This is a genomic window from Anaerolineales bacterium (genome assembly GCA_003105035.1).
Taxonomy (GTDB): domain Bacteria; phylum Chloroflexota; class Anaerolineae; order Anaerolineales; family UBA4823; genus FEB-25.
Window position 1 is genome coordinate 1 of sequence record PQAL01000031.1, and the last position, 8,568, is coordinate 8,568.

Annotated in this window: 8 protein-coding genes; all 8 read left to right on the forward strand. The window is 51.7% G+C overall.

Going from position 1 to position 8,568, the window contains the following annotated elements; all coding sequences use genetic code 11:
• Complete coding sequence (locus C3F13_12695) at positions 1-273, forward strand: hypothetical protein (GenBank protein PWB51940.1); 273 nt, start codon at positions 1-3, stop codon at positions 271-273.
• A gap of 185 nt (positions 274-458) precedes the next feature.
• Positions 459-1,139 carry a hypothetical protein gene (locus C3F13_12700; protein ID PWB51941.1) on the forward strand — a complete coding sequence of 227 codons (681 nt, stop codon included), beginning with the start codon at positions 459-461 and terminating at the stop codon, positions 1,137-1,139.
• 113 nt (positions 1,140-1,252) lie between these two features.
• On the forward strand, positions 1,253-1,603 hold the full coding sequence (locus C3F13_12705) for a hypothetical protein (protein ID PWB51947.1): 351 nt from the start codon (positions 1,253-1,255) through the stop codon (positions 1,601-1,603).
• A 185-nt stretch (positions 1,604-1,788) separates the two neighbouring features.
• On the forward strand, positions 1,789-3,180 hold the full coding sequence (locus tag C3F13_12710) for an anaerobic sulfatase maturase (GenBank protein ID PWB51942.1): 1,392 nt from the start codon (positions 1,789-1,791) through the stop codon (positions 3,178-3,180).
• Positions 3,181-3,256: 76 nt separating this feature from the next.
• Positions 3,257-4,783, forward strand: a complete 1,527-nt coding sequence (locus C3F13_12715; protein PWB51943.1) for an arylsulfatase — start codon at positions 3,257-3,259, stop codon at positions 4,781-4,783.
• Between the two features lie 89 nt (positions 4,784-4,872).
• Positions 4,873-6,399, forward strand: coding sequence for an arylsulfatase (locus tag C3F13_12720; GenBank protein PWB51944.1), 1,527 nt, complete (start codon positions 4,873-4,875; stop codon positions 6,397-6,399).
• An 82-nt stretch (positions 6,400-6,481) separates the two neighbouring features.
• Positions 6,482-7,723, forward strand: a complete 1,242-nt coding sequence (locus C3F13_12725; GenBank protein PWB51945.1) for a class I SAM-dependent methyltransferase — start codon at positions 6,482-6,484, stop codon at positions 7,721-7,723.
• Between the two features lie 21 nt (positions 7,724-7,744).
• Positions 7,745-8,568 (forward strand): hypothetical protein (locus tag C3F13_12730; protein PWB51946.1); only part of this gene is annotated, 824 nt, incomplete at its 3' end.

The following is an 8,568-nucleotide window of genomic DNA, read 5'->3' on the forward strand; positions in this document are numbered from 1 at the left end:
TTGATCACCGCCTATTTCAGCCCGAACGGCAGCTTAAGCGGCAACGGCGGATGTAATGCTTACAACAGCACCTATATCGCCGACGGTCAGGTAATCACCATCTATCCGCCCGATGCGACGAAAAAGGCATGCGGCGACCCAGCGGATACCCTGGAGCTCACCTACCTTGAGCTCCTGCCCCAGGTGGCGAACTTTGAGCTTCGTGATGGGTTCTTGATCATGTTGAACAATGTTGGCGAGGAGATCCTGCGCTTCTTGCCAATACCACTCTAATAACCGGTATGACTGGGTTGTGGTTGGATACTTTCCATCCGCAACCCAGTCCTCTCAAATTCTGCTGGAATTCATCCTATCTTTCCTGGAATACGCGGGAGAGATGGCCGTAGATATGGAAATCTTAATCGGGTGTTGGTTCTCGATGTATAGCGACATTATGACATAAAGAAAAAGGAGAGAATATGGGACCTGTCATCGCAGATATCTTACCTCTTGCGCTTGGTGTTGCCCTTAGCGTATTCCCGATCGTAGCGGTCATCCTGATGCTCTTCAGCCAGCACGCACGCAGCACAAGCCTGGGTTTTTTGGTCGGGTGGATCCTGGGAGTTACCGTCGTGACGGTCGTTGTGGTCTTTCTGTCCGATTCATTACAGCAAGCCACCGGCAGCTCTGAATCATCAATGTATGGGATCGTTCACCTTGTCCTGGGCTTATTATTGATCATTGCAGCCTTCCGCAACTGGAAGAAACGCCCCCAGACAGGGGAGGAGGTAGCCGTACCCAAGTGGATGAGCTCGATCGACACCATGACAGCTGGTAAAGCCCTCGGTTTGGCTGTGTTGTTATCCGCCGTCAATCCAAAAAATCTTGCCCTGCTTATTGCAGCTGGGGTTTCCATCGCCTCTGCCGGGTTGGATTCGACTCAACTGATCATCGCTCTGATCGTCTTTATCATCCTGGCTTGTTGTTCAGTCGCTACCCCGGTGATCGTCTATCTGGTGATGGGCGACAAGGCTACGCCCACGCTCAACGGCTGGAAAAGCTGGCTGATCAGCAACAATGCCACGGTGATGACGATCCTGTTCCTGATTTTCGGTTTTGCGGTGCTCAGCAAGGGCATCGGTGCCTTGATCGGTGGATGAGCAAACCAGGCAGCCTAGTTAATTTTGTCTACCGTGTGTGTAAATATTGAATTACGTGTGTGTAAGGATGTAAATCGTAAAAAAGAAAGGAAAGGGAAAATATGTCTCCGATGATGAGAAGAAGGATCGGCAGGCCGAGTTTGATCGGTGCAGCAGCCACCACCGCCGTCGTTGTTGGGACTGCCGGTGCAGTTAAAGGAAAGCAGCAGCAGAAAGCCGCCCAACAGCAGGCTGCAGCTCAGCAGCAGGCAGCCGAAAAGCAGCAGATGGCAGAGCTGCAGGCTAACCAAGAAGCCCTGGCTGAGCAGCAGGCGAAACAGTCACAGGCACCCATTCAGGCTGCTCCGGCCATCTCAATGGATGAGAAGATCGCCCAGCTCGAAAAACTGGCTAAGCTCAAGGATGCAGGCATCCTGAGCGAAGAAGAATTCGCGGCACAAAAGGCTAAGATATTGGCTGGCTGATTCACGCTTATCGTGATTTATTCAACAAGCAGTCCTCCCATTCATCATCGCATGCATGTTTCTTGGTGAAGTAGTGCATTGTTGGTCCAGCTTTTAAATTGCGAATGTAGAGAGGCTTCTCTGACGATTTATCAGTAGGCAGCAGTAGCCTTCTATGTAGCATTAAGGAATCCGCTGCTCAGTCAATGGCTCAACCACACGTTCCCCCACGCTTTCAGGTCCTTGCGAAACCCAGCGGCGCTTCGTGCAATCTTGCTTGTACATACTGCTTCTTCCTCGATAAAGAGCTGCTCTATCCGGGTAGTAATTTTCGTATGTCTGCTGACCTCCTGGAAGCCTATATCCAACAGCTTATCTCCGCCCACCACACCAGCGAGGTAACTGTATCCTGGCAGGGAGGTGAGCCAACGCTGATGGGCTTGGATTTCTTTTGCAAAGCGGTTGCACTCCAGGATAAATACCGTCGGCCAGGGATGACCTTCGAGAACACCTTGCAAACGAACGGCACGCTTTTGGATGATGCGTGGTGTGAGTTCTTCAAGGAGCATAACTTTCTGATCGGGATAAGCCTGGATGGCCCACGCCACATCCATGATATTTTCCGCGTGGACCGAGGCGGTGCTCCAACCTTTGATCGGGTCATGCGCGGCATCCGCTTGCTGCAGAAGCACCGTGTTGAGTACAACATCCTGGCGACTGTGAACCGTATCTCCGCTGATCACCCAAAGGAGATTTACCAGTTTTTGCGCGATGAGGTGGGCACCCAGTGGATCCAGTTCATCCCGGTGATCGAGCGCATGAACCCCGACGGCCGTAATCTCATCCAGGCTGGTGACCATGTATCTCCACGTTCAGTCCGGCCGATCCAGTTCGGGCGCTTTCTGATCCAGGTCTTTGACGAGTGGGTTCAGCATGATGTAGGTAAGATCTTCGTCCAGACCTTTGAAGCTGCCCTGCGTAATTGGATGCGGCTGTCCACGTCTGGGATGTGTGTCTTTGAGAAAACCTGCGGGATCGGCCTGGCTTTGGAGCACAATGGTGACCTGTATTCCTGCGACCATTTTGTCGAGCCAGATTACTTGCTCGGGAACATCAAGGATAAGGACATGCTCGAGCTGGTTGGCTCTGCGGAGCAAATGAAATTTGGGCAGGATAAGTTTAATAGCTTGCCGAAAACTTGTCTGAGATGCCCGGTGCTTTTTGCCTGTAATGGAGAGTGCCCAAAGAACAGGTTTTCCAGCACACCTGCAGGAGAACCAGGGCTGAATTACCTGTGTGCTGGTTATAAGGCATTCTTCCAGCACGCGGATGAGCCGATGAAGGTCATGGCGTTGTTGATGAACGATGGTCGACCTGCATCACATGTGATGGGAATTCTAGCCGAACGCAAGCAGGAATTATTGCGGGCCTACCAGGTATGCACACCTGAAGCCGCCTGTCCGTGCCAGAGCGGATTACAGTACAAAGAGTGTCACGGGTGGAGCCTTAGGAAGAGTGACAGGAAAAGAGGCTCCAAACCAATCGGCGGTCCAAGGTCTGCGGTAGTTAGAGCTAGCACAGTTTTAAGATGCCGATAGAAAGGAGTTTTTTCTGACCAAGACCATTGTTGAGTAGTTTATCTAATCATTGATTTACAAGAAAGGAGATGTAGTCATGCCTAACGGAAAGCCTAACATATTAATCCTGTGGGGGGACGACATTGGCTGGTATAACATCAGCCACAACAACCGGGGTGCGATGGGCTATCAAACTCCCAACATTGACCGCATTGCTAAGGAAGGTATTGAGTTCACCGATTATTACGGCCAACAAAGCTGCACGGCTGGACGGGCCGCTTTCATCACGGGTCAAAATCCGGTCCGCACCGGGCTAACCAAGGTCGGTGCTCCTGGGGCATTCGCTGGCCTCCAACCCCAGGACCCAACGATTGCTGATTTACTCAAGCCCCTGGGTTATGTCACCGGCCAATTTGGAAAAAACCACTTCGGTGACCGCAACCTATTTTTACCCACCGTGCATGGCTTTGACGAGTTCTATGGCAACCTGTATCACCTTAATGCCGAGGATGAGCCCGAGGAAGCGGATTATCCAAAGATGCCGATGTTTAGGGCTATGTTCGGGCCGCGTGGTGTGCTGGATTGTAAAGCGACCGACGTGGACGATGCGGCCGAAGATTCGCGCTTTGGCCGGGTTGGCAAGCAAATCATCGTGGATACTGGATCATTAACCAAGAAGCGCATGGAGACCATTGACGATGATATCACAGAGCGTACCATCGAATTCATCAAGCGAGCCCATGCCGCGGGAAAACCGTTCTTCATCTGGTGGAACGCTACCCATATGCATATCTGGACCTATATCCCCGAATCAGCCAAGGGCATCAGTGGCCAGGGCTTTTACAATGATGCCATGGTGCTGCATGACCAGGCGGTTGGAAAATTACTTGATACATTGGATGAGCTGGGTATTGCTGACGACACCATTGTCCAGTACTCGACGGATAATGGACCACATTACAATTGCTGGCCGGATGGAGCCATTTCCCCCTGGCGTAGCGAAAAGGACACCAACTGGGAAGGCGGCTTCCGTGTACCATGTTTTGTTCGCTGGCCCGGTAAGTTCGAGGCTGGCAAGATACTCAATGGCATCGTAACCCACCAGGAATGGCTGCCCACCCTGCTTGCCGCAGCTGGGGAACCCAATATCGTCGAAAAGCTTCAGCAAGGGCACCAGGCAGGTGAGAAGAATTTCCATGTCCACATCGATGGCTTCAACATCCTTCCATATCTGACCGGAGAGATGGATAAATGCCCGCGCAACTTTTTCTTTTATGTCAGCGATGATGGTGACCTGATAGCGATCCGCCTTGCTGATTGGAAGATTGTTTATAAAGAACAGCGCGCGAAAACGATGAAGCTGTGGGGGGAGCCCTTCGTGGAATTGCGTATGCCCAAGATTTTTAACTTACGCCGCGATCCCTTCGAGCGTGCCGATGAGAACTCAAATACCTATTATGACTGGATGGTAAAGCACATATACATGTTGTATCCTGCGGCAGCCTTGTTCCAACAGCAGATCCAGACATTTAAAGAGTTCCCACCCCGACAGAAACCTGGCGCATTCAATCTTGAGAGAATTCTAGAAAGGACACTGGATGCATTACACGGAGACCATCGCTAAGTAAATAAATCCATCATATGATCCTCGGTTATTTACGCTGATCATGATCAACAACCAACGCGAACATAAAGTGGAAAGGAGATAAGGATATGCCTAATGGAAAGCCAAACATTTTAATTATCTGGGGGGACGACATCGGCTGGTACAACCTCAGCCATAACAACTTTGGAGCAATGGGATATCGAACCCCAAATATCGATCGCCTCGCCCGTGAAGGGGTCTCATTCACCGATTATTATGGGCAGCAAAGCTGTACTGCCGGACGAGCGGCTTTCATCACCGGTCAGAACCCGGTCCGCACCGGGCTGACCAAGGTGGGGTGCCCGGCAGCTACCATCGGCCTGCTGCCTGAAGACCCGACCATTGCTGATCTGCTCAAGAACCAGGGCTATGTCACTGCCCAGTTCGGTAAGAATCACCTGGGTGACCGCAATATGTACCTGCCCACCGTCCATGGTTTCGATGAGTTCTATGGCAACCTGTATCACCTCAACGCAGAAGAAGAACCCGAGGTCATTGATTATCCAAAGAATCCCAAGTTCAAGCAGATGTTCGGCCCGCGTGGCGTGCTTGATTGTAAGGCAACCGATGTCGACGACCCAACGGTGGACCCACGCTTTGGCAAGGTTGGCAAGCAGACCATCGTGGACACCGGTCCACTGACCCGCAAACGCATGGAGACCATCGATGACGACATCGCCGAGCGCACTATCGAGTATATCCGGCGCGTGCATACGCAAGGCAAGCCTTTCTTTGTCTGGTGCAATTTCACCCACATGCACCTCTTCACCCACATCCCGAAATCAGCCGAGGGCTTGAGCGGCCAGGGATTTTACAACGATGCCATGGTGCTGCACGACCGGCACGTAGGGAAGGTCCTGGACGTGATCGATGAGCTGGGCATTGCCGATGATACCATCGTGCAGTACTCGACCGATAACGGCCCACACTATAATTCCTGGCCGGATGGAGCCATTACCCCCTGGCGGAGTGAAAAGAATACCAACTGGGAGGGGGCTTTCCGGGTGCCCTGTTTCGTACGCTGGCCGGGAAAAATTGAAGCGGGTAAAGTACTGAATGGCATTGTCTGCCACCAGGATTGGCTACCTACGCTGCTCGCCATTGCCGGAGATCCGGATATCGTCCAGAAGCTACTCAAAGGTTATGCAGTTGGTGATAAGACCTTCCGCGTCCATATCGATGGTTACAATATGGTGCCCTATCTGACGGGAGAGACAGACCAAAGCCCACGTCAATTCTTCTTCTATGTCGACGATGATGGGCAGTGTATGGGTTTCCGCTATGGTGATTGGAAAATCGTGTTGCTAGAACAGCGCGCAAAAACGATGCAAGTTTGGGCGGAACCTTTCGTGGAGCTGCGTGTACCCAAGATCTTCAACCTACGGCGTGATCCCTTTGAGCGGGCGGACGAGAATTCCAACGGTTATTGGAATTGGGTGCTTGAACACTTCTATATCATTCCTGCCGCTGCCATCTTTATCGGGCAGCAGCTAGTTACATATCAACAGTTTCCACCCCGCCAGGAAGCACTATCATTCAACTTGGAAAAGATCCTTGCCCAGCTGAACAAAGCTTCAGACGGCAGCTTGCATTAAATTGACAAGGTAGATGCACTGCTTGCTCCAGTGCATCTACCTATATGATCGATCTATATAAGATTATCAAGGAGCATAGCCAATAGACCCACAATCTACTGATTCGGCGGTCCAATCCTTCTATGACCGCCACCCATATCCACGCCCGCTTGATAATCTCGACGCGTACCGCCGTCTCTGGAGCGATCTGAACCGCCAGCGGGCCGATTACCACCTGTATTGGCCTCACAGACCTTTCAGGGATGATTTTTCCATATTGATTGCAGGCTGTGGAACTTCGCAAGCAGCCAAGTATGCCATGCGCTGGCCTCACGCTCACGTGGTAGGCATCGATTTCAGCCAGACCAGTGTGCAGCATACCCTGGTGCTCAAGGAAAAATATGCTTTAGCAAACCTGAGTGTCCACCAGCTTCCCATCCAGCGGGTTGAAGAGCTTAGTCTGACCTTCGATCAGATCGTATGCACCGGGGTCCTTCATCACCTGGCAGATCCCGCCTCAGGGTTAAATGCCCTGAGCAGAGTGCTTGCCCCGGATGGTGCGATGCAGCTGATGGTTTATGCACCTTATGGCAGGGCTGGGATTTACATGCTGCAGGAGTTTTGCCGGAAGCTCGGAATCCAGGTAACCGATGAAGGCATCCACCTGCTCAACCAGGTCCTTCGAGTACTGCCTCCAGGTCATCCGCTTGAACACTTGATCCAGCATGCCCCTGATATATTGAATGAGGTTGAGCTGGCTGATGCACTGCTTAACCCACGCGACCAGGCTTATTCCGTCTCACGCTTAGTTGATCTGCTCGGTGAAGCTGGCTTGAAATTTGGCCGTTGGGTAAGGCAGGCTGCTTACCTAGCGCAATGTGGTTTATTGGCGAGTACTCAGCTGGCCTCTCGGATAACCAACCTTCCTATGCTCGAGCAATATTCGGCGATGGAGCTGTTACGAGGCACCATGCTCCGTCATAGTGCGATCCTGTACCGGAAGGATGCCTCCAGCTCTGGCAGGATGATCAATTTTCGCGATCCAGGCTGGAAAAGCTATGTGCCTATTCGTATAGCCGATACTATCTGTGTTAATGAGCGCTTGCCTGAGGGAGCCGCGGCAGTGTTGATCAATCAGGTGCATAGCTATACGGACTTATATATGCCCATCGATGCTATTGAAAAGCATTGGTATGATGCCATCGATGGAAAACGCACTATTCGTGCGGTGATTGAGCATTCACGCGCTATCCAGCGAGAGACACCAAAATCCGACAAGGTACGCAGCTTCTTCGAACGTCTATGGTGGTATGACCAGGTGGTGTTTGATCTATCCAATACTTGAAGACTAGAAAGGGAGTACACAATGAATACGCAATTACCATCCTGGAATGACAGCGACACAAAACGATCGATACTCAGCTTCATCCAGGCTGTCACCGATCCTGGTAGTGCTAGCTTTGTGCCGCCGATAAAGCGTATCGCCACCTTTGATAACGACGGCACGCTCTGGCTTGAGAAGCCTTTATATATCCAATTGCAGTTTGGTTTACGTGCGATTTATAAGCTGGCAGCCGAAAAACCCGAGCTGCGTGAGCGCCAGCCATTTAAGGCTGTGTATGAGAAAGACATGGCCTGGTTAGGAAAGGTTGCCAGCGATTTTGCGAAGGGTGATATGCAGGGAGTAATGGCCCTCGGATCAGGTTACCTTGAGGCATTTGAAGGCATCTCCGTCGAAGAGTTTGAGCAAGCTGCCCTCGAGTTCTTGAACAATTCAGTGGATGCTCGATTTAACAAGCCATATAAGCTGTTGACCTATTTACCGATGGTCGAGCTGGTGCACACCTTACAAGAACACGACTTTCGGGTATTTATCACCACGGGTGGCGGGCGCGATTTTGTGCGGGCTGTCTGCGAAGAGATCTATAACATTCCCAGCTACATGACCATTGGCAGCAGCGTGGTTTTTAATTATAAGGAAGATACACAGGGAGTTGCCCAGGTACTGCGTACGAAAGAAACTGAGCTGCCCATCGACGATGGCCAGGGAAAGCCACCGCATATCCACCGTTCCATTGGACGGCGTCCGATCATGGCAGCCGGGAATTCCAACGGTGACATCCACATGCTGAAGTACGCCGCCGGTCATGCCGGTTGTTCACTCGGCCTGCTGGTGCATCACGATGACCC

What these genes read in the sequence shown, in the direction of transcription:
- C3F13_12700 (PWB51941.1), top strand. Translation starts at nt 459, where the DNA reads ATGGGACCTGTCATCGCAGATATCTTACCTCTTGCGCTTGGTGTTGCC.
- C3F13_12710 (PWB51942.1), top strand. Translation starts at nt 1,789, where the DNA reads ATGGCTCAACCACACGTTCCCCCACGCTTTCAGGTCCTTGCGAAACCC.
- C3F13_12715 (PWB51943.1), top strand. Translation starts at nt 3,257, where the DNA reads ATGCCTAACGGAAAGCCTAACATATTAATCCTGTGGGGGGACGACATT.
- C3F13_12705 (PWB51947.1), top strand. Translation starts at nt 1,253, where the DNA reads ATGAGAAGAAGGATCGGCAGGCCGAGTTTGATCGGTGCAGCAGCCACC.
- C3F13_12720 (PWB51944.1), top strand. Translation starts at nt 4,873, where the DNA reads ATGCCTAATGGAAAGCCAAACATTTTAATTATCTGGGGGGACGACATC.